This window comes from Nocardia canadensis, assembly GCF_032656385.1.
GTDB classification, from domain to species: domain Bacteria; phylum Actinomycetota; class Actinomycetes; order Mycobacteriales; family Mycobacteriaceae; genus Nocardia; species Nocardia canadensis.
The window spans coordinates 360,323-384,596 of sequence record NZ_JAVCWB010000010.1 but is presented as its reverse complement, the minus strand read 5'-3'; the positions used below and the strand labels follow the sequence as shown (position 1 = coordinate 384,596).

Annotated in this window: 25 protein-coding genes; 20 read left to right on the top strand and 5 right to left on the bottom strand. The window is 69.8% G+C overall.

Annotated features, from left to right (window positions below; all coding sequences use genetic code 11):
* Positions 1 to 332: 332 nt before the first annotated feature.
* Positions 333 to 1,184 (bottom strand): helix-turn-helix transcriptional regulator, encoded by an 852-nt coding sequence (locus tag Q7X29_RS25440; protein WP_218716831.1) that lies wholly within the window; start codon positions 1,182 to 1,184, stop codon positions 333 to 335.
* Positions 1,185 to 1,279: 95 nt separating this feature from the next.
* Between Q7X29_RS25440 and Q7X29_RS25435 the strand changes: the two genes are divergently transcribed.
* The 15 genes from Q7X29_RS25435 to Q7X29_RS25365 all read left to right on the top strand — a co-directional run bounded on the left by Q7X29_RS25435 (position 1,280) and on the right by Q7X29_RS25365 (position 17,334).
* Positions 1,280 to 2,908 carry an AMP-binding protein gene (locus Q7X29_RS25435; RefSeq protein ID WP_316575573.1) on the top strand — a complete coding sequence of 543 codons (1,629 nt, stop codon included), beginning with the start codon at positions 1,280 to 1,282 and terminating at the stop codon, positions 2,906 to 2,908.
* A complete protein-coding gene (locus Q7X29_RS25430) occupies positions 2,908 to 4,521 on the top strand; it encodes an AMP-binding protein (RefSeq protein ID WP_316575572.1) in 1,614 nt (537 codons plus the stop codon). Before Q7X29_RS25435 ends, Q7X29_RS25430 begins: the two co-directional genes overlap by 1 nt.
* Positions 4,522 to 4,625: 104 nt before the next feature.
* Positions 4,626 to 5,810 carry an alpha/beta hydrolase family protein gene (locus Q7X29_RS25425; protein ID WP_316575571.1) on the top strand — a complete coding sequence of 395 codons (1,185 nt, stop codon included), beginning with the start codon at positions 4,626 to 4,628 and terminating at the stop codon, positions 5,808 to 5,810.
* A gap of 47 nt (positions 5,811 to 5,857) precedes the next feature.
* Positions 5,858 to 8,284, top strand: coding sequence for a Tex family protein (locus Q7X29_RS25420; RefSeq protein WP_316575570.1), 2,427 nt, complete (start codon positions 5,858 to 5,860; stop codon positions 8,282 to 8,284).
* Positions 8,285 to 8,305: 21 nt separating this feature from the next.
* Positions 8,306 to 9,196 (top strand): hypothetical protein, encoded by an 891-nt coding sequence (locus Q7X29_RS25415; RefSeq protein WP_218716836.1) that lies wholly within the window; start codon positions 8,306 to 8,308, stop codon positions 9,194 to 9,196.
* A 164-nt stretch (positions 9,197 to 9,360) separates the two neighbouring features.
* On the top strand, positions 9,361 to 9,702 hold the full coding sequence (gene rplS / locus Q7X29_RS25410; protein WP_019048201.1) for a 50S ribosomal protein L19: 342 nt from the start codon (positions 9,361 to 9,363) through the stop codon (positions 9,700 to 9,702).
* 85 nt (positions 9,703 to 9,787) lie between these two features.
* Complete coding sequence (gene lepB, locus Q7X29_RS25405) at positions 9,788 to 10,552, top strand: signal peptidase I (protein WP_374104830.1); 765 nt, start codon at positions 9,788 to 9,790, stop codon at positions 10,550 to 10,552.
* Between the two features lie 30 nt (positions 10,553 to 10,582).
* Positions 10,583 to 11,287: a ribonuclease HII gene (locus Q7X29_RS25400; RefSeq protein ID WP_308248379.1), complete on the top strand. Its 705-nt coding sequence runs from the start codon at positions 10,583 to 10,585 to the stop codon at positions 11,285 to 11,287.
* Positions 11,288 to 11,333: 46 nt separating this feature from the next.
* Complete coding sequence (locus Q7X29_RS25395; RefSeq protein ID WP_011210678.1) at positions 11,334 to 11,639, top strand: DUF2469 domain-containing protein; 306 nt, start codon at positions 11,334 to 11,336, stop codon at positions 11,637 to 11,639.
* A gap of 109 nt (positions 11,640 to 11,748) precedes the next feature.
* Positions 11,749 to 12,105: a YraN family protein gene (locus tag Q7X29_RS25390; protein WP_316575569.1), complete on the top strand. Its 357-nt coding sequence runs from the start codon at positions 11,749 to 11,751 to the stop codon at positions 12,103 to 12,105.
* Positions 12,105 to 13,613: a YifB family Mg chelatase-like AAA ATPase gene (locus Q7X29_RS25385; protein WP_218716838.1), complete on the top strand. Its 1,509-nt coding sequence runs from the start codon at positions 12,105 to 12,107 to the stop codon at positions 13,611 to 13,613. Before Q7X29_RS25390 ends, Q7X29_RS25385 begins: the two co-directional genes overlap by 1 nt.
* Before the next feature lie 35 nt (positions 13,614 to 13,648).
* Positions 13,649 to 14,791, top strand: a complete 1,143-nt coding sequence (gene dprA, locus Q7X29_RS25380) for a DNA-processing protein DprA (RefSeq protein WP_316576337.1) — start codon at positions 13,649 to 13,651, stop codon at positions 14,789 to 14,791.
* Between the two features lie 682 nt (positions 14,792 to 15,473).
* Complete coding sequence (locus tag Q7X29_RS25375; protein ID WP_218716839.1) at positions 15,474 to 16,397, top strand: tyrosine recombinase XerC; 924 nt, start codon at positions 15,474 to 15,476, stop codon at positions 16,395 to 16,397.
* Between the two features lie 266 nt (positions 16,398 to 16,663).
* Entirely contained in the window at positions 16,664 to 17,029 is a 366-nt protein-coding gene (locus Q7X29_RS25370; RefSeq protein WP_218716840.1) for a YidH family protein, read from the top strand.
* Between the two features lie 17 nt (positions 17,030 to 17,046).
* The gene (locus tag Q7X29_RS25365; protein WP_218716841.1) at positions 17,047 to 17,334 is read left to right on the top strand and encodes a DUF202 domain-containing protein; all 288 of its coding nucleotides are present in this window, start codon (positions 17,047 to 17,049) and stop codon (positions 17,332 to 17,334) included.
* A 114-nt stretch (positions 17,335 to 17,448) separates the two neighbouring features.
* On the opposite strand, the gene Q7X29_RS25360 is transcribed toward Q7X29_RS25365, so the two are convergent.
* The 3 genes from Q7X29_RS25360 to Q7X29_RS25350 form a co-directional block, all read right to left on the bottom strand.
* Positions 17,449 to 17,961: a DUF1990 family protein gene (locus Q7X29_RS25360; protein ID WP_316575568.1), complete on the bottom strand. Its 513-nt coding sequence runs from the start codon at positions 17,959 to 17,961 to the stop codon at positions 17,449 to 17,451.
* 57 nt (positions 17,962 to 18,018) lie between these two features.
* Positions 18,019 to 18,507, bottom strand: coding sequence for a M23 family metallopeptidase (locus Q7X29_RS25355; RefSeq protein ID WP_316575567.1), 489 nt, complete (start codon positions 18,505 to 18,507; stop codon positions 18,019 to 18,021).
* A 192-nt stretch (positions 18,508 to 18,699) separates the two neighbouring features.
* Complete coding sequence (locus Q7X29_RS25350; protein WP_316575566.1) at positions 18,700 to 19,086, bottom strand: hypothetical protein; 387 nt, start codon at positions 19,084 to 19,086, stop codon at positions 18,700 to 18,702.
* Positions 19,087 to 19,489: 403 nt separating this feature from the next.
* On the opposite strand from Q7X29_RS25350, the gene rpsB reads away from it, so the two are divergent.
* From rpsB to Q7X29_RS25325, 5 genes are all read left to right on the top strand, one after another.
* Positions 19,490 to 20,353 (top strand): 30S ribosomal protein S2, encoded by an 864-nt coding sequence (gene rpsB, locus Q7X29_RS25345; RefSeq protein ID WP_189024364.1) that lies wholly within the window; start codon positions 19,490 to 19,492, stop codon positions 20,351 to 20,353.
* Positions 20,354 to 20,461: 108 nt separating this feature from the next.
* A complete protein-coding gene (gene tsf / locus Q7X29_RS25340; protein WP_218718497.1) occupies positions 20,462 to 21,286 on the top strand; it encodes a translation elongation factor Ts in 825 nt (274 codons plus the stop codon).
* 232 nt (positions 21,287 to 21,518) lie between these two features.
* The gene (gene pyrH, locus Q7X29_RS25335; RefSeq protein ID WP_316575565.1) at positions 21,519 to 22,247 is read left to right on the top strand and encodes a UMP kinase; all 729 of its coding nucleotides are present in this window, start codon (positions 21,519 to 21,521) and stop codon (positions 22,245 to 22,247) included.
* 49 nt (positions 22,248 to 22,296) lie between these two features.
* Positions 22,297 to 22,854, top strand: coding sequence for a ribosome recycling factor (frr, locus tag Q7X29_RS25330; RefSeq protein ID WP_030202900.1), 558 nt, complete (start codon positions 22,297 to 22,299; stop codon positions 22,852 to 22,854).
* Positions 22,855 to 22,964: 110 nt separating this feature from the next.
* Positions 22,965 to 23,861, top strand: coding sequence for a phosphatidate cytidylyltransferase (locus tag Q7X29_RS25325; protein ID WP_218718507.1), 897 nt, complete (start codon positions 22,965 to 22,967; stop codon positions 23,859 to 23,861).
* Positions 23,862 to 23,864: 3 nt separating this feature from the next.
* On the opposite strand, the gene Q7X29_RS25320 is transcribed toward Q7X29_RS25325, so the two are convergent.
* Positions 23,865 to 24,239 (bottom strand): LapA family protein, encoded by a 375-nt coding sequence (locus Q7X29_RS25320; protein WP_316575564.1) that lies wholly within the window; start codon positions 24,237 to 24,239, stop codon positions 23,865 to 23,867.
* Positions 24,240 to 24,274 lie beyond the last annotated feature (35 nt).

The window sequence follows — 24,274 nt, the reverse complement described above, 5'->3', positions numbered from 1 at the left end:
TACCGGGCCGGATCGACGTCGAGATTGTTTTGTCCCAAAGATATTCGGGTATCCGCAGGGGTAATTCGTTGTGTCATCGTCCAGGGCGAGGATTGCTCGTTCCATCCGGAACGGCTTCCGGCGCAACGGTACTCGGCCGATCGGGCGGTGTGCTCCGGCCGTGCCGCCCATGTGCCCAGTACAGACCGTGCGGCCCTGGAGGATTCGAGGCCCGGCCCGGACCGAAGCGTCCCGGACGCGAGCCCCGGGCCGGGGGACGTACTCGGCGGCATCGTCGATCGCGGGTGCGCGCACCGGCCGTCAGGACGGCCGCGAGGGTGACCGATCACACATCAGGGCAGCAGTCCGTGGCGCCGAGCCAGCGCCACCGCTTCGTGCCGAGTTCGCGCGTCGAGTTTGGTCATCGCCTGCCGCAGATAGCTCTTGACGGTCTCGGCACCCAGTGAGAGCCGCAGCGCCGCTTCCTGATTCGTGCAGCCGAGCGCGATCTGGGCGAGGACGTCGAGTTCGCGTCGCGACAGCCGGGGCACCTCCGCCGCCGACTCACCCGCCAGCACTCCCGTCAGCCGATCGCACACCCCGGACAGTTGCGCACGCACCCCCGCGTCGCCGCTGGCCGCCGCCAGAGCCCGCAGCTCGGCGTGGATCTCGCGCAGTTCCTCGGTGACCGCCGGAGCGGCGGCAGGGGTGGGCGCCGTGAGCGCGAGCATCCTGACCCGCCGGTCCACCTCGTCGCGCACCGCGATCTCGGCGGCCAGCCGTCTGCTCGACTGCAGGATCACCTCGGTCGTGCGATCGCCGATCGGGCCGGCGCCCCGGGTGGCCGCGTACAGCACCGCGCGCGGCCGGTCGTCCACCACGACCGGCACCGCGACCACCGAGCGCAGCCCCTCTCCGCATACCGGGCCGTCGTAGTGGTGGGTGATGGTGGAGGCGCCGCGATAGTCGGCCACCGAGGCGGGCCTGCGCAGGTCCATAGCCTGGCCGCCGAGCCCGGACGTGCGCAGCACCGTGAGGCCGCGGAGCCCCGTGGTGACGGTGCCGACGAACTCGGTGAGCAGCAGGGCGTCCTCGTCGACCGCGCCGCCGAAGATCACCGGGACGTCCGCCCGGCGCGCCACCCAGCGGATCTCCGCGCGCAGGGCATCGCCGTCGCGGGGGCGCAACAGAGCAGTGGCCGGCATCGGTCACCCCTTTTCGGGGGTAGTGGCGAACGTGAGGTGTGCCACATTCTAGGGCAAGACCTGGCGGCCCGGTCCAGGTGTTGAGGAGAACTGCGATGAGTACCGACCTGGACGCGCGGGTGCGCGACCTGCTCGAGTGTTACGACGGACCCGAGGCCACTGCGGCCGACCTGCTGTGTGATCGCCATCCGGCCGAGCGGATCGCGTTCACCGTCGTCGAGTCCGATCTGAGTGCGCACGATCTGACCTACGGCGAACTGCGGGAACGATCGGCCCGCTTCGCCGCGGCGCTGGCCGGGCTCGGTGTCGAGCCGGGCGACCGGGTCGCGACACTGATGGCCAAGTCCGCCGATCTGGTCGTGGCGCTGCTCGGCATCTGGCGGCGCGGCGCGGTGCACGTGCCGCTGTTCACCGCCTTCGCGCCGCCCGCGATCGGCTTCCGGCTCGCGGCCAGCCGCACGAAGGTGGTCGTCGCCGACGCCGACCAGGCGGCGAAGCTGGCCGTGAGCGCCGACATCCCCGCCGATCCGGATCGCCGCACGATCATCGTCGGCGAGACCGATGTCCCCGGGGCGCTGCGTTTCGCCGACCTGCTCGCCGCGCACCGAGCCGACGACCCGCGCGCGGTCCCGGTGGCCGTCGGGGGTGACGGCCTGCTGGTCCAGCTGTTCACCAGCGGCACCACCGGCACCCCCAAGGGTGTCCCGATCCCCGTGCGATCGCTGGCGTCGTTCCACGCCTACCAGGAGTTCGCCCTGGACGTGCGGCCCGAGGACGTCTACTGGAACGCCGCCGACCCGGGCTGGGCGTACGGGCTCTATTACGCGATCCTGGCCCCGCTGGCGACCGGCACCCGCAGCCTGCTGCTGCACGCCGGTTTCTCGGCTCCGCTCACCCTCGACGTCCTGCGCCGCTTCGGCGTCACCAACTTCGCCGCCGCGCCGACGGTCTACCGGGCGCTGCGCGCGAGCGCCGTCCCCGAGGGGATCACGCTGCGTCGGGCGTCGTCGGCGGGCGAGCCGCTCACCCCCGATGTCGTCGCCTGGTCGGAGCGGGCGCTCGGGGTCGCGGTGCGCGATCACTACGGCCAGACCGAGCACGGCATGGTCATCTGCCATGCCTGGCATCCCGACGTCGACCGGCCCGCCCCGCTCGGGTCGATGGGCACCCAGCTGCCCGGCTGGACCTGCGCGGTCCTGTCCGACGACGCCGATGTCGAGGCCGCGCCCGGCGAGATCGGCCGGGTCGCCATCGACACCGATCACAGCCCGCTGCTGTGGTTTCTCGGTTACCTCGACGCCCCTGAACGCACCGCGAGCCGGTTCACCGCCGACGGCCGCTGGTACCTCACCGGTGACGTCGGCGCCCGCGACATCGACGGCTTCTTCCATTTCAGCTCCCGCGACGACGACGTGATCATCATGGCCGGCTACCGGATCGGCCCGTTCGAGGTCGAGAGCGTGCTGGTGCTGCACGATCAGGTCGCCGAGGCCGCCGTCGTCGGCATGCCCGACGAGCTGCGCGGCGAGGTCCTCGAAGCGTTCGTCGTGCTGCGTGACGGCGCGACCGGGGACGACGAGCTGACCGCCGAACTGCAGCGGCTGGTCAAGGACAAGTTCGCGGCGCACGCCTACCCCCGGCAGGTCCACTACGTGGCGAGCCTGCCCAAGACACCGAGTGGCAAGGTGCAGCGATTCCTGCTGCGCGGCAAGGAGACCCGCTGATGCCCGAACTGAGCTACGCCCACGGCCTGGCCGACACCCCGTTGCTCGGCGACACCATCGGCGCGAACCTCGATCGCACCGTGGCCGCCCACCCGGACCGCGACGCGCTGATCGACCGCCCGACCGGACGGCGCTGGACCTACCGCGAACTCGGCGTCGCCGTCGACGCCGTGGCGACCGGTCTGGCCGACCTCGGCATCGGCGCCGGCGACCGGGTCGGGATCTGGGCGCCCAACTGCGCGGAGTGGTTCCTCGTGCAGTACGCCACGGCGAAACTGGGCGCGGTGCTGGTCAATATCAACCCCGCCTATCGCACCAGCGAACTCGAGTACGTGCTGCGGCAGGCGGGTATCCGCCAGCTGATCGCGGCGCCGGAGTTCAAGACCTCGGACTATGTGGCGATGATCGACGAGGTCCGGCCGAATTGTCCCGATCTGGAGCAGGTGCTCATCCTCGGGCGGCCGCAGTGGCAGCGGGTCGCGGCCACCGAACCCGATGCCGCGCGTCTGGCCGGCATCGCCGCGACGCTGTCGGCCGACGACCCGATCAATATCCAATACACCTCGGGCACCACGGGTTTCCCGAAGGGCGCCACGCTCAGCCACCACAACATCCTCAACAACGGCTTCTTCGTCGGCGAACTGTGCGGCTACACCGAGCTCGACCGGATCTGCGTGCCGGTGCCGTACTACCACTGCTTCGGCATGGTCATGGGCAATCTCGCGGCCACCTCGCACGGTGCGGCCGTGGTGATCCCGGCGCCCGCGTTCGACCCGGCGGCGACCCTGGCCGCCGTCGCCGCTGAGCGCTGCACCTCGCTCTACGGCGTCCCGACGATGTTCATCGCGATGCTGGCCGAGCTCGACGCCGGTGCCACCCCGGATCTGTCGAGCCTGCGCACCGGCATCATGGCGGGCTCGCCGTGCCCGGTGGAGGTGATGAAGCGGGTCATCGACCAGCTCGGGATGGCCGAGGTGTCCATCTGTTACGGCATGACCGAGACCTCGCCGGTGTCCACCCAGACCCGCAGCGACGACAGCATCGAGCGCCGCACCGCCACCGTCGGCCGGGTCGGGCCGCACCTCGAGGTGAAGGTGGTCGACCCGGCGACCGGACGCACCCTGCCGCGCGGCGAGGCGGGCGAACTGTGCACCCGCGGCTACTCGGTGATGCTCGGCTACTGGGACCAGCCCGACAAGACCGCCGAGGCGATCGACGCGGCCCGGTGGATGCACACCGGCGACATCGGCGTCATGGACGACGACGGCTACCTCTCGGTCACCGGCCGGATCAAGGACATGGTGATCCGCGGCGGCGAGAACATCTACCCCCGCGAAATCGAGGAATTCCTCTTCACCCACCCCGATGTCGTCGACGCCCAGGTGATCGGCGTCCCCGACGACAAGTACGGCGAGGAATTGATGGTCTGGCTCCGGCTGCGCGAGGGCGCGCCGCTGCTCGACGCCGCCGCAGTCCGGGCCTTCTGCACCGGCCGCCTGGCCCACTACAAGATCCCGCGCTACGTCCATGTCGTCGACGAGTTCCCGATGACGGTCACCGGCAAGATCCGCAAAGCCGAGATGCGCGAGCTGGCCAGGGACATCCTCGGCTGATCGACCGGACCCCGCCTCTCCCGGCAGATGACGTGACACGCCGCCGGATGCACAACAGGCTGATAGCGTGTCCGGCGAATCGCCGGGGGAGCCGGGGTTCTCCGATGATGGTGGGGGAGACGGTGATCCGTCGAGCGACGATGGTGGCGATGTCGGTCTGCGCGCTGGTCGCGGCGAGTGCGGGAACCGCGGGCGCCGACCCGGGGATCGCGGTGCTGCCGAGCCCGACCGGTGCGTTCCCGGTGGGGACGACCACCCTGCATCTGGCAGACGCGGATCGGCCCGATCCGTTCGCGCCCGACGTGGCCAGGGAACTGATGGTCTCGGTGTTCTATCCGGCGACGGAGGTGGACCGGTACCCGCGCGGGCACTACGTCTCGACCGAGCTGATTCCCGGGCTGGAGCAGACGCTGGGCATCGATCTCCCCGGCGCGCTGACCCATGCCGCTCGCGGGGCGCCCGCGCGGACCGGCGACAGCTACCCGGTCGTGCTGTACACGCCGGGCGCGGGCGTCTCGCGGATCCTCGGGACCGGTCTCGCCGAGGACCTCGCCTCCCGCGGCTACGTCGTCGTGACCGTCGACCACACCTACGAAACCGGGCCCGCCGTCGAGTTTCCCGGCGGCCGGATCGTGCGCCCCGCGCCCGCGCCGAACGGTTTCGACACCGCCATCCGCGCGAAGTACATCGAGGCCAGATTGCTCGACGTCCGCCTGGTCCTCGACAGCCTCACCCTTCTCGCGAGCGGGGAGAACCCGGATGCCGAGCGGGACGCTCTGCCTTCGGATCTGGGCCGGGTGCTCGACCTCGACCGGGTCGGTGCCGTCGGCCATTCCTCCGGTGGCTACACCGCGGTGGAGGCCATGTACGAGGACCGGCGCATCGACGCGGCCGTCGATCTGGACGGCCAGCTCGGGGTGGACGAGGCCTTCGGCCGCGCGGTGACCGAGGGCGTCGACCGACCGACGCTGGTGCTGACCAGCAGCCAGATCGAGGAGGTCGGCGACGCCAATCCCTCGCTCGACGCCTTCTGGCGGTCCGCGACCGGTTGGAAACGCCATCTCGCCATTGCGAATTCGGCCCACTACGACTTCACCGACATGCCGTGGTTGGTGCCCGGATCGGCCCGGCCGCTCGCCGCGCGGTACATCGGCACCATCGACCCTGATCGGATGGCGTTTCTCGTGCGCGCCTATGTCGCCGCGATGTTCGACAAGTTCCTGCGCGAGCGCGCCGATACACCGCTGGATCGTCCCGCGAACGAGGCCGAGGTGACGACGGTCCGCTGACCTGGGAGTCGGCCGGGTGTCGGGGAAGCGCTGTAGTCTCTGCGGTCGTGACGACAGCGCCCGAGACCGCCCGTTCGACGTCGAACGGCACTCCGACCGACAGCACGACCATCCTCGCCAGCGTGGGCAGGCGGATCGCCGACGAACTGGGGGTGCGCGAGACCCAGGTCCGCGCCGCCGTCGAACTGCTCGACGGCGGTTCGACGGTGCCGTTCATCGCGCGCTACCGCAAGGAGGTCACCGGCGGCCTCGACGATGCCCAGTTGCGTCAGCTCGACGAACGACTCGGCTACCTGCGCGAGCTCGACGAGCGGCGCGGCGCGATCATCGAATCCATCCGGGGCCAGGGCAAACTCGACCCGGCGCTGCATCAGCAGATCATGCTCGCCGAGACCAAGGCCCGCCTCGAGGACATCTACCTGCCGTACAAGCCCAAGCGCCGCACCAAGGCGCAGATCGCGCGTGAGGCCGGGCACGAGCCGGTGGCCGACGCGCTGATCGGCGACCCGACCACCGATCCGGCCGACTACACCGCCGAACAGCTCGAGGGCGCCCGCGCGATCCTGGTCGAGCGCTTCGCCGAGGACGCCGACCTGGTCGGCGAGCTGCGTGACCTGATGTGGAACCGCGGTCAGGTCACCTCGACCGTCCGCGCGGGCAAGGAGGAAGCGGGCGCCAAGTTCGCCGACTACTTCGAATTCAGCGAGCCGTTCCACAAGCTGCCCTCGCACCGGATCCTCGCGCTGCTGCGCGGCGAGAAGGAAGAGGTGCTCACCCTGCACCTCGAGCCCGACACCGAGGAGCCCGCGCCGGGCGAGCGCACGATCTACGAGGGCCGCATCGCCGTCGCCTTCGGCATCGCCGACCAGGGCCGCCCGGCCGACTCCTGGCTGCTCGACACCGTGCGCTGGGCCTGGCGCACCAAGCTGCAGGTGAGCCTCGGCATCGACACCAGGATGCGGTTGCGCCAGGCCGCCGAGAAGGACGCGGTGGACGTGTTCGCCGCGAACCTGCGCGACCTGCTGCTGGCCGCACCGGCGGGCACCCGCACCACCATGGGCCTGGACCCCGGCTACCGCACGGGCGTGAAGGTCGCGGTGGTCGACTCGACCGGCAAGGCCGTGGCGACCGAGGTCATCTACCCGCACAAGCCGCAGGGCCAGACCGAGAAGTCGCTGGCCGTGCTCGCCGCGCTGGTCGCCCGGTTCGGCGTGGAGCTCATCGCCATCGGCAACGGCACCGCCTCGCGCGAGACCGATGCCCTGGCCACCGAACTGATCTCGCGCATCCCCGAGAACAAACCGACCAAGATCGTGGTGTCGGAGGCGGGCGCCTCGGTGTATTCGGCCTCGGCCTACGCCTCGGCCGAACTGCCCGACATGGACGTGTCGCTGCGCGGCGCGGTCTCCATCGCCCGCCGCCTGCAGGACCCGCTGGCCGAGCTGGTGAAGATCGATCCCAAGTCGATCGGTGTCGGCCAGTACCAGCACGACGTCTCGGAGACGCTGCTGGCCCGTTCGCTGGGCGCGGTGGTCGAGGACGCGGTGAACGCGGTCGGCGTCGACGTCAACACGGCCTCGGTGCCGCTGCTCTCGCGCGTGTCCGGTGTCTCCGGCTCGGTCGCGGAAAGCATTGTGGCCCACCGCGACCAGAACGGCCCCTTCCGCAGCCGGAGCGCGCTGCTCGAGGTGCCCCGGCTCGGCCCCAAGGCCTTCGAACAGTGCGCGGGCTTCCTGCGCATCCGCGGCGGCGACGACCCGCTCGACACCTCCGCCGTGCATCCCGAGGCCTACCCGGTGGTGCGCCGCATCCTCGAGCACACCGGCCGCCCGATGGCCGAGATCATCGGCAACACCGGCACCCTGCGCGCGCTGCGGCCCGCCGACTTCACCGACGAGAAGTTCGGTGTGCCCACCGTCAGCGACATCATCGCCGAGCTGGAGAAGCCCGGCCGCGACCCGCGACCGGAGTTCAAGACCGCCGAGTTCGCCGCGGGCGTGGAGAAGGTCGCTGACCTGAAACCGGGGATGGTGCTCGAAGGCGTCGTCACCAATGTGGCCGCGTTCGGCGCGTTCGTCGACGTCGGCGTGCACCAGGACGGTCTCGTGCACGTCTCGGCCATGTCGCACACCTTCGTCAAGGACCCGCGTGAGGTGGTCAAGTCCGGTGACGTCGTGAAGGTCAAGGTGCTGGAGGTCGACGTCGCCCGCCAGCGCATCGGGCTGAGTTTGCGGCTCGACGACGAGCCCGGAAAGCCCGCCCAGGGGGACAATCGTGGTGGCGGCGCACCGCGCGGCCAGGGCCGTGGTCAGGGTCGTCCGCAGGGCGGCCGTGGTCAGGGCTCGGATCGTGGACAGGCGCAGGGACGTGGCCAGGCCCCACAGGGGCGTGGCGGCAACCAGCGCAAGCCCGCGGCCGAGCCGAGCGGATCGATGGCCGACGCGCTGCGCCGGGCGGGATTCGGCGGCAAGTAACTCGACGACAGGGCGGGCGGCATGCGACGGTGGCTCGAAGACGATGTGATCGCGCACGGCCGCCTGCCCCTGTTGTGCTTCCTGCTGGGGTTCATCCTCGGTTTCGTGGTCATCCGGATCAGCGTGCGGATGATCCGGGCCAACGTGCGCTGGTGGCCGGGCAATGTCAAAGCCGGCGACACCCACATCCACCACATGGTCTTCGGCGTCATCACGGTGCTGCTGACCGGCATCGGGCTGATCGCCACCGCCGAGGACTCCACCCAGGTCACCTCCAGCGTGCTCGCCGCCCTGTTCGGGGTCGGCGCGGCGCTGGTGCTCGACGAGTTCGCGCTGATCTTCTACCTGCGTGACGTCTACTGGGAGGAGCAGGGCCGCACCTCGGTCGACGCGGTCTTCGTCGCCCTCGCGGTGACCGGCCTGCTGCTGCTCGGCGTGCAACCGGCGACCTTCCTCGACTACGACGACTTCCGGCAGTCGCGCGGCATCGGCGTCCGCATCGCGGTCCTGGGCACCCTGCTGCTGAATCTGGGACTGGCGGCGGTGGTGATCGCCAAGGGCAAGATCTGGACGGGCCTGTTCGGCATGTTCTTCACCCCGCTGCTGCTGATCGGCGCGATCCGGCTCAGCAGGCCGGGCGCGCCGTGGGCGCGCTGGCGCTACGGCAACCGGCACAAGACCATGAACCGGGCCATCGCCAGGGAACGGCGCTATCGGCGCCCGGTGATCCGCGCGAAGATCTTCATCCAGGACCTGATCGCGGGCAAGCCCGATGTCGAGCACGCCAAGACGGCGGCCGAAGCCGAGCTCGCGCGCCGGGTGGTCGCGGCACCGCCCGCACCGCCGCCCCATCCCCATCTGCTCCCGCGCAGCCGGGCCGAGGCCACGGCCGACACCACCGCGGGCGAGTGACCGGGGTCGCCCGATTTCAGTCCGGAGTGCCTGGTCTGGCACAATGAACCGGTTGCCTCGGCCGAGTTGTGTCCGTGAGCACTCCTGTTCTGAGCATGAACCGGTCGAGCGCGTCAGTGCCGCCAGGTTCCTCTGTTCGCGCAAAGAATCCGAAAAGGTGGAAAATGAACACCCTTGACTTCGTCGACGAGAAGTCGCTGCGTAGCGATGTCCCCGATTTCCGTCCGGGCGACACCCTGAACGTGCACGTGAAGGTCATCGAAGGCTCGAAGGAGCGCATCCAGGTCTTCAAGGGCGTCGTGATCCGGCGTCAGGGCGGCGGCATCGGCGAGACCTTCACGGTCCGCAAGGTGTCCTTCGGTGTCGGTGTCGAGCGCACCTTCCCGGTGCACAGCCCCAACATCGACCACATCGATGTCGTGACCCGCGGTGACGTGCGTCGCGCCAAGCTGTACTACCTGCGCGATCTGCGCGGTAAGGCCGCCAAGATCAAGGAAAAGCGCTGATCTCGCGGTAGCTGTTCGCAGCACAGAATTTTCCGGTAGCCCGGCGCTCCGACTTCGGTCGGGGCGCCGGGCTACTCTGTTCGGCGTGGCAGACGAAAGTGGGTCGGTGTCGGTGTCCGATTCGGGCGACGAAGGTGGGCGGCGCGAGCGCAAGCGCGGCGACAAGAAGCAGCGACCGTTCTGGCAGGAGCTGCCGATTCTGATCGTGATCGCGGCTGTGATCGCCGCGCTGATGGTGACTTTCGTCGGACGGCCGTATGTGATTCCGTCGCAGTCGATGGAGAACACGCTGCTGATCGGCGACCGCATCTATGTCGAGAAGATCAGTTACTACGGTTCCGATCCCGGCCCCGGCGACGTCGTGGTCTTCGTCGGCCCGCCGTCGTGGAACGGGCACTACAAGTCGGTCCGCTCCGACAACACGGTCGTGCGCGGGTTGCAGAACTTCCTGTCCTACTTCGGGCTGGTCCCGCCGGACGAGAACGATCTGGTCAAGCGCGTCATCGCCGTCGGCGGGCAGACCGTGCAGTGCTGTGATCCGCAGGGCCGGGTGATGGTCGACGGCAAGCCGCTCGACGAGCCGTACATCAAGAAGGACTACCCCTGGTTCACCGACCGCCCCAACGCGGTCTACCCGGCGGGCCGGGTGTTCGGTCCGGTGAAGGTGCCCGAGGGCAACCTGTGGGTGATGGGCGACAACCGCAACGAGTCGGCCGATTCGCGCGCCCACGTCAGCGACGATCTGCAGGGCACCGTGCCGGTGGACAACGTGCGCGGCAAGACGGTGTTCAAGATCTGGCCGCCGAGCCGGATGGGGCCGGTGAAGACGCAGAACGCGCAGGAAAACTGACACGCGACGAGACACGGGGACAATCGAACTGTGGGGCAGGATCGGACCAACTGGCCGCCGCGGGTGGTGATGCGCCGGGCCGGGGGCCTGCGCACGCTCGAGGCGGCGCTCATCCGCGGCGGCCTCGGCCCGGTGGCCGGTGTCGACGAGGCGGGCCGCGGCCCGTGCGCCGGACCGCTGGTGGTCGCCGCGTGCCTGCTGGCGCCCAAGGCCTACGACAAGCTGTCGGGCCTCGACGACTCCAAGAAACTCACGGAGGCGGCCCGTGAGGAGCTGTTCCCGGTCGTCCAGCGGTTGGCGCTGGCCTACAGCGTCGTCGTGGTGCCGGCATGGGAGATCGACTCGATCGGGATCCACGTCGCCAATATCGAGGGGATGCGCCGGGCCGTCGCGGGGCTGGGCCGCACGCCCGGCTACATCCTGACCGACGGCTTCAAGGTCCCCGGGCTGCCCGCGCCGTCGCTGCCGGTCATCGGCGGCGACGCCACCGCGGCATGCATCGCCGCGGCCAGCATTCTGGCCAAGGTGACCAGGGACCGGATGATGGTCGAGCTCGACGGGCAGCTGCCCGGGTACGGTTTCGCGGCGCACAAGGGCTACAACACGCCCGAGCACACCGCCGCGCTCCGGCAGCTCGGACCGAGCACCGAACATCGCCGGTCCTGGCGCAATGTGCGCGAACTCGAGGTGCCCGGCGGTAGCCGAGTGGCTACTCGTGCCGCGCATGCGCGATGATGTCCACTATGAACGCGGCGCTGCTAGAAGGAGGACGGCCCACCCGATGAGTGCTGAGGACCTCGAGAAGTACGAAACCGAGATGGAACTGTCGCTGTACCGCGAGTACAAGGACATCGTCGGCCAGTTCTCGTACGTGGTGGAGACCGAACGTCGCTTCTACCTGGCCAATTCTGTCGAATTGCGGCCGCAGAACGCCGACGGCGAGGTCTACTTCGAAGTGCGGATGAGCGATGCGTGGGTGTGGGACATGTACCGTCCGGCGCGCTTCGTCAAGCACGTGCGAGTGATCACGTTCAAGGACGTGAACATCGAAGAACTGGAGAAGCCGGACCTGCGCCTGCCGGAGTAGGCGGCGCACCGCCGGCCTGGTTGTCCACAGGCCGGCGGTTGTCCACAGAGTTGTTGTTCGCCCAGGTCACCGGACCGGGCGCGACGGAGTCGATCGACATGCTCGACCCGTGGCAGACAAACAGGCGCTCGGCGCATACGGGGAGAAGCTCGCCGCGCAGTTCTTGCGTGAGTCGGGGATGGAGATCGTCGCCCGCAACTGGCGATGCCGCTACGGCGAACTGGATCTGATCGTCCAGGACCCGACGGTCACGGCGTTCGTCGAGGTCAAGACGCGGTCGGGCCTGGGGTTCGGTACCCCGGCCGAATCGGTCACCTACAGCAAACAGCAGCGGATCCGTCGGCTCGCGCTGCTCTGGCTGGCCGAGCAGCAGGGCCCGTGGCGGCGGATCCGGTTCGACGTGGTGTCGGTGCTGGTCCCGCGCGGACACCGGCCCGTCATCGACCACCTGGCCGGAGCCTTCTGATGGCGCTCGGTCGCGCGTTGTCGGTGGCGGTGACCGGGGTCGACGGTCAACTGGTCGAGATCGAGGCCGATATCGGCCAGGGCCTGCCCTCGGTGAACCTGGTCGGCCTGCCCGACACGGCCCTGCAGGAATCGCGCAATCGGGTGCGCGCGGCGGTCGCCAACACGGGGGAGAAGTGGCCCGACGGCCGGGTGATCCTGGCCTTGTCCCCGGCCACGCTGCCGAAGGTGGGCAGCGTCTACGACCTGGCGCTGGCGGTGTCGGTCCTGGATGCGTCCGGTGCGGTGCCGGGGGAGCGGCTGGCCAAGACCGTGCTGCTGGGCGAGCTGGCCCTCGACGGCCGGGTGCGGCGGGTGCGTGGGGTGCTGCCCGCGGTGATCGCCGCGCGCACCGCGGGCGTGCCGACGGTGGTGGTGCCCGCGGCGGCGGTGGCCGAGGCCGGGCTAGTCGAGGGAATCGAGGTGCTCGGCGCGGTCAGCCTGCGCGCGGTGGTCGCCTGGTTGCGCGGTGAAGGCAGTCTGCTGGAACCGGACGGGAGGGTCCCCGGGGCGCAGGCGCCCAGCGGCGACCTGAGCGATGTCGTCGGTCAGGACGAGGCCCGCTGGGCATTGGAGGTCGCGGCGGCCGGCGGCCACCACCTGTTGCTGACCGGGCCGCCCGGGATCGGCAAAACGATGCTGGCGCAACGCCTGCCAGGTCTGCTGCCACCCCTGTCGGAGGCTGAATCGCTGGAGGTCACCGCGATCCACTCGATGGCGGGTTCGCTGTCGGCCGAACAGCCGCTGATGACGCTGGCCCCGTTCGTCGCCCCGCATCACTCGACCTCGGTCACCGCCATGATCGGCGGTGGTTCCGGCATGGCTCGGCCGGGCGCGGTGAGCCGGGCGCATCGCGGGGTGCTGTTCCTCGACGAATGCGCGGAGATCGGCACGAAAGTGCTGGAGGCACTGCGCACTCCGCTCGAGGAAGGCGAGGTGCGGATCGCCCGGCGCGACGGTGTCGCGCGCTACCCGGCCCGATTCCAGCTCGTGCTCGCGGCCAATCCCTGCCCGTGCGCGCCGGCTCGCGACGTCGACTGCATCTGCGCGCCGCTGGCCCGGCGGCGCTACCTGGGCAAGCTGTCCGGGCCGCTGCTGGATCGCATCGATATCTGGGTGCAGATGCACGGTCAGGCGGGAGCGACGTTCGGTGACGCGCAGGTCGAGAGCAGCGCCGGTGTCGCCGCGCGGGTCGCTCGGGCCCGTGGGCTGGCCCTGCAACGCTGGAGCGCCGACGGCTGGGCCACCAATGCCGAAGTGCCGGGACATGTTCTGCGGCAGCGCTTCCGGTTGCCTCGGGAGTCGATCGCACCCATCGAGACGGCCTTGCGGCTGGGGCGGATGTCGGCCCGAGGCGCGGATCGGGCGATCCGGGTCGCGTGGACGATCTGCGACCTGCGCTGCGGGGAGATCCCGAGCGTGCAGGACGTGCTGTCGGCCTTGAACTTCCGGCAGCGAGGCGCCCAGTGAGTGGGCCGCGTGCCGCGGCGGCCGGCAATTCACCGGTGGCGTTGGACGTCGACGAGCGCAGACTCGCCTGGGTGTACCTGTCGCGGGTGGTACAGGGGCCGTGCGCGCCGTTGTCGGCGCTGATCGCCTCGGTCGGGGTGTGCGAGGCGGCGCGGGCCGTGCGCGAATGCGAACTGCCCGACGCATTGCGTGGCCCGACGGCCGCTCGGCGGGAGATCGACACGGCGGCCGACGATCTGGCGGCGATACAGCGGCTGGGCGGGCGGGTCATTACCCCCGACGACGATGAGTGGCCCGGCTGGCGGATGCTGGGCCTCGACCAGCTCGACAGCGAGCGTGACCGCGAGGGCGCGGTGCCGCTGGTGCTGTGGGCACGCGGCCCGCTCTCGCTGCGGACGGCGTCCGAACGCGCTGTCGCCGTGGTCGGTTCGCGCTGCAGCAGCGGCTACGGGGTGCAGGTGGCGAGCGAGATCGCCTGCGACCTGGCCGGGCGCGGTTGGACCATCGTCTCGGGCGCGGCCTTCGGCATCGACGCGGCGGCGCACCGCGCGGCCCTCGCCGTCGGCGGCCCGACCGTGGCCGTGCTGGCCTGTGGCGTCGACCGGCCCTACCCCGCCCAGCACGACCGCCTGCTGTCCGCCATCGCCGAGACCGGCCTGGTCCTGAGCGAATATCCGCCGGGCACCACCGCCCAGAAGCATCGATTCCTGGCCCGCAACCGGCTCATCGCCACTCTCGGTGACGGCGTCCTCGTCGTCGAAGCCGGCCTGCGCAGCGGCGCCCGCAACACCGTGAAATGGGCCCGCCGTCTCGGCCGCCCCGCGATGGCGGTCCCCGGCCCCGTCGGGTCCGCGTCCTCGGTCGGCTGCCACCGCATGATCCGCGAGGGCGAAGCCGTGCTCGTCACCCGCGCCGAAGACGTCATCGACGAGGCGGGCCCCCTCCGCTTCCCCGTCACCGATGACACCCCCGACCCTGCCGCTCACCTGCGTGGCGCCGAAGCCGACGTCTACGCGGCCCTCCCCGCCATCGGCTCCCGCCTCCCCGTGGACCTGGCCCACCAATCCGGCCTCGACGTCGCGACGGTCCGCGCTGTCCTGGTCGGCCTGGAACTCGCCGAGTTGGTCGGGTGCGATTCCGACGGCTGGTTCCGCACCCGAGGCCGGGGGTCGAGATGAAGGGGCCTCGACCGGCGCACGCCAACCGAGACCCTGTGCGCCGGTGCGATGTAACGGCGCAACGGCACCGTGACAGCCGGGTGCGCGGATCGCGTCCTCTCGCGCACCAGACGAGATCACCGTGTCCGCAGATCGCGTCCCCCGCGCGTCAGCCGCAGCCGGTCGCGGTCGTCCGCGTAGTCGGTCGTGTCGGCCGCAGACGTCCATGCAGTCGATGCAGTGCGCCCCTGGTCGGCTCGTGTGGCCCTCGGCGACGGAAACTGCGGCGTACCGGATTCCGACCAGGCCGAACTCCCGACCTACGGCTTACCCCGCAAACACGCCCCTTCCGCCCCGCAAACACGCCTCCCTCACCCGCACGCCGCGCGACGCGGGGGAATCTCACCTATTGCCAGGCTGTTGCCGCGCATAGTGATCGCACCGGGGACCGTGCCGCACGCTGCCTGAGCTGCGCGGTGCCGGTGCCGCGGATGAGCCGGGGCGGAAGTACGGAGTGCCGGGGCGACATACGGGGCGCTGCCGGCGAGGAGACCGTTGTGCGACTCGGACCGCAGGCAGTCAGCGCGAGACTACGTGCGGTGCGCCGCGCCACGTGCGTATCCGGTGAGCGGGGATGGTCGAGGGTCTGGGTCGCGCGGCGTGGTGGGTTGCGTGGGGTGGCGGGACGGGCGACGGTGGGGGAATGGATGTGTTGCCCGACGACCTGACCGCGCTGCTCACGGAGTTCGGGCGGCATCTGCGGTTGGGGCGGAATCGGTCGGCGCATACGGTGCGGGCCTACGTCGGGGACGTACGGTCGTTGCTGGAACATCTGTACGCGCGGTCGGCGGATTCGTCGGTGCGGGAACTGGATCTGTCGCTGTTGCGGTCGTGGTTGGCCGAGCTGGCGGCGTCGGGCGCGGCGCGGACGACACTGTCGCGGCGCGCCTCTGCCGCACGGACTTTCACTGCCTGGCTCACCGAGACCGGACGCCTGCCCATCGACCCGGGTCTGCGGTTGCGGGCGCCGAAGGCACACCGGGTACTGCCCGCGGTCCTGGCGCAGAGGCAGGCCGTGCAGGCGATGGACGCGGCGGAATCAGGGGCAGCCCAGCAGGACCCGATGGCGCTACGGGACCGGCTGATCGTCGAGATGCTGTACGCCACCGGCATTCGGGTCAGCGAGCTGTGCGGCCTCGACATCGACGACATCGACCGGGAGCGTGCTCTCGTGCGCGTCCTGGGGAAGGGCAACAAGGAACGCTCGGTGCCCTTCGGCGGCCCCGCCGACACCGCACTCGACGCCTGGCTCCGTGCGGGCCGACCGTCCCTGGCCAACGAGCACTCCGGCCGGGCACTGCTGCTCGGTCAGCGCGGCCGCCGCCTGGACCAGCGCCAGGCCCGCACCGTCGTCCACGAGGTCGTCTCGGCGATCCCCGGTGCTCCGGACATGGGCCCGCACGGCCTGCGCCACACCGCCGCCACCCACCTGCTCGAGGGCGGCGCCGACCTGCGCGTCGTCCAGGAACTCCTCGGTCACGCCAGCATGGCCACCACCCAGCTCTACACGCACGTCTCCGTGGAACGCCTCAAACGAGTCCACGACCAGGCCCATCCCCGCGCCTGAACGCAGGCGAGGTCGCGCAGGCCCACGCTCACTGGCGAGCGACTGCCGTGCGAGTAGGCGATTCCCAGCGTGCGGTAGTCCGCCCTGCGGTTTCCCAGCCGACGATCCCTGGCCTTGCGCGCTCGCCGGCCTGCACGACCTGGCGCGATGACGGGTGAGTTCGCCACGTCGCGATCGGCCCGGTCGGTGCCAAAGGTGAAGCGGTCGGCGCGTTGCCGGATCGGTAGGCGCGAGCACGGCAAGATGGGGTCCGGAGGTGGTCGGCGATGGCATTGCCCGATGTCGGGGGTGAATCCGAGGACGGGGAAGAGGAACTCGACTATCGATTCACCCTCGCCAATGAGCGGACATTCCTGGCCTGGGTACGCACGGCGCTCGGTCTGCTCGCCGGTGGCGTCGCCGTGCACACACTGGTCCAGCCGCTCCGCCTGGCCGGACTCGGCGGCATCATCGCCGTGAGCTGCCTGGTGATGTCCTTCGCGGTAGCGCTGGGAGCGTTCCGACACTGGCAGCGGATAGACGTCGCGATGCGCACCGGACGACCACTACCGGGCACCGTCCTGGTCCCCGTGCTGTCGGTCGGAGTCGCTGTCGTCGCCGCACTCGCCTGCCTGGCGGTGCTGCTGTCGTGACACCTTCGACTTTGGCGATGGAACGCACGGCCCTGGCCTGGCGGCGGACTTCCCTGGGCGCAGCCGGCTGTGCGTTGCTGTTCGCCCATGAGGTCACGGCGGACGGGTGGCCGACGAACGCGCTGCCGATGGTTGCCGCGGCGGTCTCCCTGCTGCTGAGCTTTCTCGGATGGTTCCGAGGTCGCGCGCTCCATCAGGGCCGGGTGGAGGCCGGGCGACATGTCGTGACCGCCACCGCCGTCGCTGTCGCGATGATGGCGCTCATCGGGGTCGCCGGGGTGCTGGTCACCGGACTGATCGACTGATCAGCGAGACGGATCTCGTGGGCGAGGGCGTTCGAGAGCGACCGTGCCGTGGATCTCCTCGTGTCGCGCGCCGAGCGCGGGCACAAAGTCGGCACCGAGCGCGGGCTGTGATGCTCAGTCGCTGGTAGGCAAGGTTTTCAGGTAGCGATGGGCGAACCAGCGTTGGATCAGCCGGACGACCGGTCCGCCGACCGCCACGTACCAGGCGCCCGGGCGGGAGAACGCTGTGACCAGGCCGTACACCGTGTCGTCGGTGGGGTCGTATTCGACGGCGAACAGTTCCTCGCCGATCTCGGGATGCCCGGGCAGGGTGCCGTAGGCGAAGCCGCGGCGGTTCGGGTCGTCCAGCACGTAGACGACCCGGCACGGCGCGACGATACCGACCGGGCCGAGACCGATGCGCACCGTCAATTCCGTTCCCGCCACCGCGGTGTCGGTATCGGATCGATGGAAGACACCGGCGCCCTTCTGGATCCCGAACGCGAGGATGTGGGTGGCGGCCCGGTCGAACAGTGCGCGGCCGTGGCCGATCGGGCGCCGCAGCTCGAACCGGTCGTAGCCCGAGGGGAAGGTGCCACGGGTGGCACCCACCTCGGGGTAGGTGAAGGGCGCTGATTCCTTTGGCACACCCCGATTGTCGTCCCGCGTTCGAGCGCGATGAACCCGGTGCGGCCGAGTGGTTCGTCACAGCGCGGGTGCCAGCGGTTTCAACCGGACCGGCACCTCGTGCAGCAGACCCAGCGGGTCGATGTACTCGCGCCGCGCGTGCTCGCTCGCTTCCCGGCGCGCACCCCAGTGCAGGCACGCGGTGGCCGGACACCCCTCGTGTCCGGCCACCAGGGTCCCGATCGGCGTGCCCCTGCTCACCCGGCTCCCCACGGCGATGTGTGCCCGCACCGGTTCGTAGGTGGTGCGCAGTCCACCGGGATGGTCGATGGACACCACCGGCTTGTCCGCCACCACACCGGCGAACACGACGATGCCGTCCCCGGCCGCCAGCACCGGCTGTCCCTCGCTGCCCGCCAGATCGACCCCGCGATGACCCGGCAGCCAGTTCCGGACCGGCTTGTCGAACCGCCGTTCCACCGTCGGCCGCGGCCGCAGCGGCCACCCGAACATCCCCTGCTCGGCCCCGGCGGCCGGTGCGCCACCGCAGGCCGGCCCCGCCACCATCACCGCAGCACAGACGACTGCCACCGCCCGCACGCGTCGCGGTAACCCGAAACTCGCGCCTGCCCGGAGGTTCGCCCGGGGCGGCGATGTGCTCGGGCACCCCGGCTCGGTCGAGCGCTCGACCGACTCGGAACCGACAGCACCGCTGGCTCTCCGACGACAGACGCCACCAGGCACGGGGCTCGCACCAGCTCAACGATGCGGTCGCGGCGCGGGCACACGCTGTGGCGTGATCAACGTCTGCACCAGATCGCGCAGCGCGGCGGGCAACTCCGCCGCCGATCCACCGCCTCGCACGACGATCTCCACCTCCACGGGCGCCGCCCGCCCGCGATCACCGGCCGGGCCCGCAGCGGTCGTCAGATCGCGCACGGTCACCCGAACCGGCACCGGCGCGGGCGTCGCGTCACCACGCGGAGGCGCCGCCGCCCCGTGCCGCTCGGGTGCGACGGCGGCCGCGCCACACACCGGGGTGACGGGCGTTTCCGCACCGGGATGCGCCGCGGCGGGCGCAGCCAGCACCCCCGCGGCGCAGAGCAGCGGAAACGTGGAGATCAGGGTTCGTGTGAAGGTGTTCATGCCCCTACTCTCGGGGGAGATCACCCCGGGCAGACCTCCGATCCGGCAACTGGGGACAACCTCGCCGGATGTGGATACCGCGCACTTCACCACCTGTTTCGGCGGGCGCTGTCAGGGGGCGATTTCGGGCCTGGCCCCGCTCCGCGTAGACTGATCAACGCGGTTTGTGCTGGGCACAGCAGGAACCGACTTCGCGCGCCACCCGTGCTCGTCCATCCGGTCGCCGCTCGCATACGCAGGCAGTCCGTGAGGGCATGTTCGCGCGAGTTCTCCAACGGATGAACAGTGGAATCGTCGGCTGGTCCCGGTCTCGCAGACCTGGGTCCGGCGGTTTCGGTGGCGCCAGGGCAGTCGATCGCCGATCGGCTGCGTCAACCGGCAACGAAAGAGAGATACGGGAGCTATGGCTGTCGTAACTATGAAGCAGCTGCTCGACAGCGGCGCGCACTTCGGGCACCAGACTCGTCGGTGGAACCCGAAGATGAAGCGGTTCATCTTCACCGACCGCAACGGCATCTACATCATCGACCTGCAGCAGACGCTGACCTACATCGACAAGGCCTACGAGTTCGTCAAGGAGACCGTCGCCCACGGTGGCACCGTTCTCTTCGTCGGCACCAAGAAGCAGGCCCAGGAGTCGATCGCGGCCGAGGCGACTCGCGTCGGGATGCCCTACGTCAACCAGCGCTGGCTGGGTGGCATGCTCACCAACTTCTCGACCGTCCACAAGCGCCTGCAGCGCCTGAAGGAGCTCGAGGCCATGGAGCAGACCGGTGGCTTCGAGGGTCGCACCAAGAAGGAAATCCTCATGCTGACGCGTGAGATGACCAAGCTGGACCGCACCCTCGGTGGTATCCGCGACATGGCCAAGGTGCCTTCGGCCATCTGGGTCGTCGACACCAACAAGGAGCACATCGCCGTCGGCGAGGCGCGCAAGCTGAACATCCCGGTCATCGCGATCCTGGACACCAACTGCGATCCCGACCTGGTCGACTACCCGATCCCGGGTAACGACGACGCGATCCGTTCCGCCGCTCTGCTCACCAAGGTCGTCGCCTCCGCGGTGGCCGAGGGCGTGCAGGCCCGCGCGGGCCAGGCTTCCGGCGACGCGAAGCCCGAGGCCGGCGCCGGTGAGCCGCTCGCCGAGTGGGAGCAGGAGCTGCTGGCTCAGGCGACCCCGGCCGCCGAAGCTGCCGTCGAGACGCCCGCCGAGGCCGAGGCCGAGGTCAAGGCCGACCCGGCGCAGCACACCCCGGCCGACTTCTGAGCTGATCGGTAGCTCTACGTTCACCTTGCCGGCCCTTCTGAATTCAGAAGCGGTCGGCAAGGTGGTGTAAACACCCAAGCACCCCACACACGAGGAGGCTCGCCCCCGATGGCGAACTACACCGCTGCTGATGTGAAGCGGCTCCGCGAGCTCACCGGCTCCGGCATGATGGACTGCAAGAACGCGCTGGCCGAGTCCGACGGCGATTTCGACAAGGCCGTCGAGGTGCTGCGCATCAAGGGCGCCAAGGACGTCGGCAAGCGCGCCGAGCGCGCGACCGCCGAGGGTCTGGTCATCGCCAAGGACGGCGTCATGGTCGAGATCAACTCCGAGACCGACTTCGTCGCCAAGAACGCGGAGTTCCAGGAGCTGGCCGAGGCCGTCGTCACCGCTGCCGCCGCAGGCAAGCCGGCCGACCTCGACGCCCTCAAGGCGCTCAAGCTCGACAACGGCACCGTCGACGAGGCCGTGCAGGCGCTGGCCGCCAAGATCGGCGAGAAGCTGGAACTGCGTCGCGTCATCTCCTTCGAGGGCCCGGTCGCCACCTACCTGCACAAGCGTGCGTCGGACCTGCCGCCCGCCGTCGGCGTGCTGGTCGAGTACACCGGTGAAGGCGATGCCGCCGCCGAGGCCGCCCGCGCTGCCGCCATGCAGGTCGCCGCGCTCAAGGCCCGCTACGTCACCCGTGACGAGGTTCCGGCCGAGCTGGTCGAGAACGAGCGTCGCGTCGCCGAGGCCACCGCCCGCGAAGAGGGCAAGCCGGAGGCCGCGCTGCCGAAGATCACCGAGGGCCGCGTCAACGGCTTCTTCAAGGACGTCGTCCTGCTCGAGCAGGCGTCGGTCACCGACTCGAAGAAGACCGTCAAGGCCCTTCTGGACGAAGCCGGTGTCACCCTGACCCGCTTCGCCCGCTTCGAGGTCGGCCAGGCCTGATCCGCCTGAACGAGAGCCCCTCGGGAGCAGCGTCCGTCTGCCCCCGAGGGGCTCTTGCCGATTCCTGACGGCACCTGCCCCTGGTTCCGGGGTCTCCGCGTTGCGCAAGGGGGTCTTGTGCGGTGACGCGAACCGGATAAGGCAGGATGGATGCCGCTTCGCCTTGCTGTGTGGCCGATTCGCGTGCCCGCAGTTCGACCCATATCGACCTTGCCGAAGGAGACGAACACCCATGACCGACCCGGGTACCGACCGCCCTGGATACAACCGGGTGCTGCTGAAGCTGGGTGGGGAGATGTTCGGTGGCGGCGGGGTCGGCCTCGACCCGGATGTCGTGCAGACCGTGGCCGAGCAGATCGCCGAGATCGTCGAGACCGGCGTGCAGGTGGCCGTGGTGATCGGTGGCGGCAACTTCTTCCGCGGCGCCGAGCTGGAGGAGCGCGGCATGGAACGCGCCCGCTCGGACTACATGGGCATGCTCGGCACCGTGATGAACAGCCTTGCGCTGCAGGACTTCCTGCAGCAGCAGGGGGTGGACACGCGTGTGCAGACCGCCATCACCATGGGGCAGGTCGCCGAGCCGTACCTCCCGCTGCGGGCCAAGCGGCACCTGGAGAAGGGCCGCGTCGTGATCTTCGGTGCGGGCATGGGCATGCCCTACTTCTCCACCGACACCACCGCCGCCCAGCGCGCGCTCGAGATCGGCGCCGACGTGGTGCTGATGGCCAAGGCGGTCGACGGCGTGTTCGACGCCGACCCTCGCGTGGAGAAGAACGCGAGCATGTACACCGAGATCACGTACAAGGAAGTACTCGAGAAGGGCCTGAAGGTGGCAGATGCCACGTGCTTCAGTCTCTGCATGGACAACCAGATGCCGATTCTGGTGTTCAATCTGTTGACCAAGGGCAACATTGCCCGCGCAGTCGCCGGTGAGCACATCGGCACCTTGGTTCGGTCCTGATCCCGCAACCGCGGAAGATGACGATGACGACGCTGTGGAGGAACCGGTCGTGATTGATGAAGCGCTCTTCGATGCCGAGGAGAAGATGGAGAAGGCCGTCTCGGTGGCGAAGGACGACCTCGGAACCATCCGCACCGGCCGCGCCAACCCGGGCATGTTCGCCCGTGTCGTGGTCGACTACTACGGGTCGCTGACGCCGATCACCCAGATGTCGAGCATCACCGTGCCGGAGCCGCGCATGGTGGTGATCAAGCCCTACGAGCAGAGCCAGCTCGGCCCGATCGAGAACGCGATCCGCAACTCCGACCTGGGCGTGAACCCGACCAACAACGGTGACATCCTGCGCATCACGGTGCCGCAGCTCACCGAGGAACGTCGCCGCGAGATGGTCAAGATGGCCAAGGGCAAGGGCGAGGACGCCAAGGTCTCGATTCGCAACGTCCGGCGCAAGGCGATGGACGAACTCGGCCGGATCCAGAAGGATGGCGAGGCGGGTGAGGACGAGGTCGGGCGCGCCGAGAAGGAGCTCGACAAGACCACCGCCAAGTACGTGGGCCAGATCGATGAGCTGGTCAAGCACAAGGAAGCCGAACTGCTCGAGGTCTGAGCGCAGATCTCGCCAGTCCCGCTCGTGCGGGGGATGAACGGAACGACGAGTTGAGCGACGGGACAATCGTGGCCGAAGACGCCGCCGCCACCGGAGCGGCACCGGAGCCGATGCCGGACCGGGTCGAGGAGACCGCCGCGGCGGCAGGCACACCGGACGACGTGGCGCCTGCCGAGCCGCAGGCGCCGACGTCGCGCGCGGGTCGTAACCTGCCCGCGGCGCTGGCGGTCGGCCTCGGCCTCGGCCTGTCGCTCATCGCGATCCTGCTGTTCGTCCCCAAGGTGTTCATCGGGGTGGCGGGCGCGGCGGTCGGCGTGGCGACCTGGGAGGTCGCCAAGCGACTGCGCGAGGCCGACGTCCTGGTCCCGCGGATCCCGCTGCTGGTCGGCGGCCAGGCGGTGTTCTGGCTGGGCTGGCCGTGGGGCGCCCAAGGCGTGGTCGGCGCGTTCGCCGCGACGGCGCTGGTCTGCATGGTGTGGCGGCTGTTCGACCACGGGTTGAGCACCGCGCCCAAGAACTTCCTGCGCGACACCGCGATCACCCTGTTCACCCTCACCTGGATCCCGCTGCTCGCCGCGTTCTCGACACTGCTGCTGCTCGAACCCGACGGCAACCTGCGGGTGCTGACGTTCATGATCCTGGTCGTGTGCTCCGATGTCGGCGGCTATGTCGCCGGCGTGCTGTTCGGCAGGCATCCGATGGTCCCCGCGATCAGCCCCAAGAAGTCGTGGGAGGGGTTCTGCGGTTCGCTGGTGTTCAGCGTCATCGGTGGTCTGCTGACCGTCACGCTGCTGCTCGAGGCGAACTCGATGATCGGCGTCGTGCTCGGTATCGGCTTGGTGGTCGTGGCGACCTGCGGCGACCTGATCGAGTCGCAGATCAAGCGCGAACTCGGCATCAAGGACATGGGCACGATGCTGCCCGGCCACGGCGGCATCATGGATCGCCTCGACTCGATGCTGCCCTCGGCGTTCGTGTCCTGGCTGGTGCTCAGCGCGCTGCTCTGAGCGTCAGGGCTTCTTCGCGGCGTGGCGCAGCTGCAGGATCCGCACCCCGCCGACGAGTCCCATCACCAGCGCGCCCGCGATCACCGAGAGCAGCACGGTGATGCCCAGCGGCAGCGAGAAGTCCCAGAACAGCAGGTTGACCTGCGCCTGGTCCAGGTTCTGGATGATGAAGATCAGCAGGACGATGCCGATGATCGCGGCGGCGAGCAGGCCGATCCAGGTGTAGCCGGTGCGTGAGCCGTGCACACCCTTCGGGGTGACGCGCTTGGCCGGAGCCTGCGTGTCCTTGCGGTGCGGAGTGGTGTCGGTCTGCTCGCTCGTCGGCGCCGCGGGCTCGGGCGCGGCCGGTGACGACCCTGATTCGGCATTGGTGGACATGGTTCGATCATTGCCGACAGCTATCACCCGTGCAC

What these genes read in the sequence shown, in the direction of transcription:
- Q7X29_RS25440 (WP_218716831.1), bottom strand. Translation starts at nt 1,184, where the DNA reads ATGCCGGCCACTGCTCTGTTGCGCCCCCGCGACGGCGATGCCCTGCGC.
- Q7X29_RS25435 (WP_316575573.1), top strand. Translation starts at nt 1,280, where the DNA reads ATGAGTACCGACCTGGACGCGCGGGTGCGCGACCTGCTCGAGTGTTAC.
- Q7X29_RS25430 (WP_316575572.1), top strand. Translation starts at nt 2,908, where the DNA reads ATGCCCGAACTGAGCTACGCCCACGGCCTGGCCGACACCCCGTTGCTC.
- Q7X29_RS25425 (WP_316575571.1), top strand. Translation starts at nt 4,626, where the DNA reads ATGATGGTGGGGGAGACGGTGATCCGTCGAGCGACGATGGTGGCGATG.
- Q7X29_RS25415 (WP_218716836.1), top strand. Translation starts at nt 8,306, where the DNA reads ATGCGACGGTGGCTCGAAGACGATGTGATCGCGCACGGCCGCCTGCCC.
- rplS (WP_019048201.1), top strand. Translation starts at nt 9,361, where the DNA reads ATGAACACCCTTGACTTCGTCGACGAGAAGTCGCTGCGTAGCGATGTC.
- Q7X29_RS25395 (WP_011210678.1), top strand. Translation starts at nt 11,334, where the DNA reads ATGAGTGCTGAGGACCTCGAGAAGTACGAAACCGAGATGGAACTGTCG.
- Q7X29_RS25385 (WP_218716838.1), top strand. Translation starts at nt 12,105, where the DNA reads ATGGCGCTCGGTCGCGCGTTGTCGGTGGCGGTGACCGGGGTCGACGGT.
- Q7X29_RS25375 (WP_218716839.1), top strand. Translation starts at nt 15,474, where the DNA reads ATGGATGTGTTGCCCGACGACCTGACCGCGCTGCTCACGGAGTTCGGG.
- Q7X29_RS25370 (WP_218716840.1), top strand. Translation starts at nt 16,664, where the DNA reads ATGGCATTGCCCGATGTCGGGGGTGAATCCGAGGACGGGGAAGAGGAA.
- Q7X29_RS25365 (WP_218716841.1), top strand. Translation starts at nt 17,047, where the DNA reads ATGGAACGCACGGCCCTGGCCTGGCGGCGGACTTCCCTGGGCGCAGCC.
- Q7X29_RS25355 (WP_316575567.1), bottom strand. Translation starts at nt 18,507, where the DNA reads ATGGTGGCGGGGCCGGCCTGCGGTGGCGCACCGGCCGCCGGGGCCGAG.
- Q7X29_RS25350 (WP_316575566.1), bottom strand. Translation starts at nt 19,086, where the DNA reads ATGAACACCTTCACACGAACCCTGATCTCCACGTTTCCGCTGCTCTGC.
- rpsB (WP_189024364.1), top strand. Translation starts at nt 19,490, where the DNA reads ATGGCTGTCGTAACTATGAAGCAGCTGCTCGACAGCGGCGCGCACTTC.
- tsf (WP_218718497.1), top strand. Translation starts at nt 20,462, where the DNA reads ATGGCGAACTACACCGCTGCTGATGTGAAGCGGCTCCGCGAGCTCACC.
- pyrH (WP_316575565.1), top strand. Translation starts at nt 21,519, where the DNA reads ATGACCGACCCGGGTACCGACCGCCCTGGATACAACCGGGTGCTGCTG.
- Q7X29_RS25325 (WP_218718507.1), top strand. Translation starts at nt 22,965, where the DNA reads ATGCCGGACCGGGTCGAGGAGACCGCCGCGGCGGCAGGCACACCGGAC.
- Q7X29_RS25320 (WP_316575564.1), bottom strand. Translation starts at nt 24,239, where the DNA reads ATGTCCACCAATGCCGAATCAGGGTCGTCACCGGCCGCGCCCGAGCCC.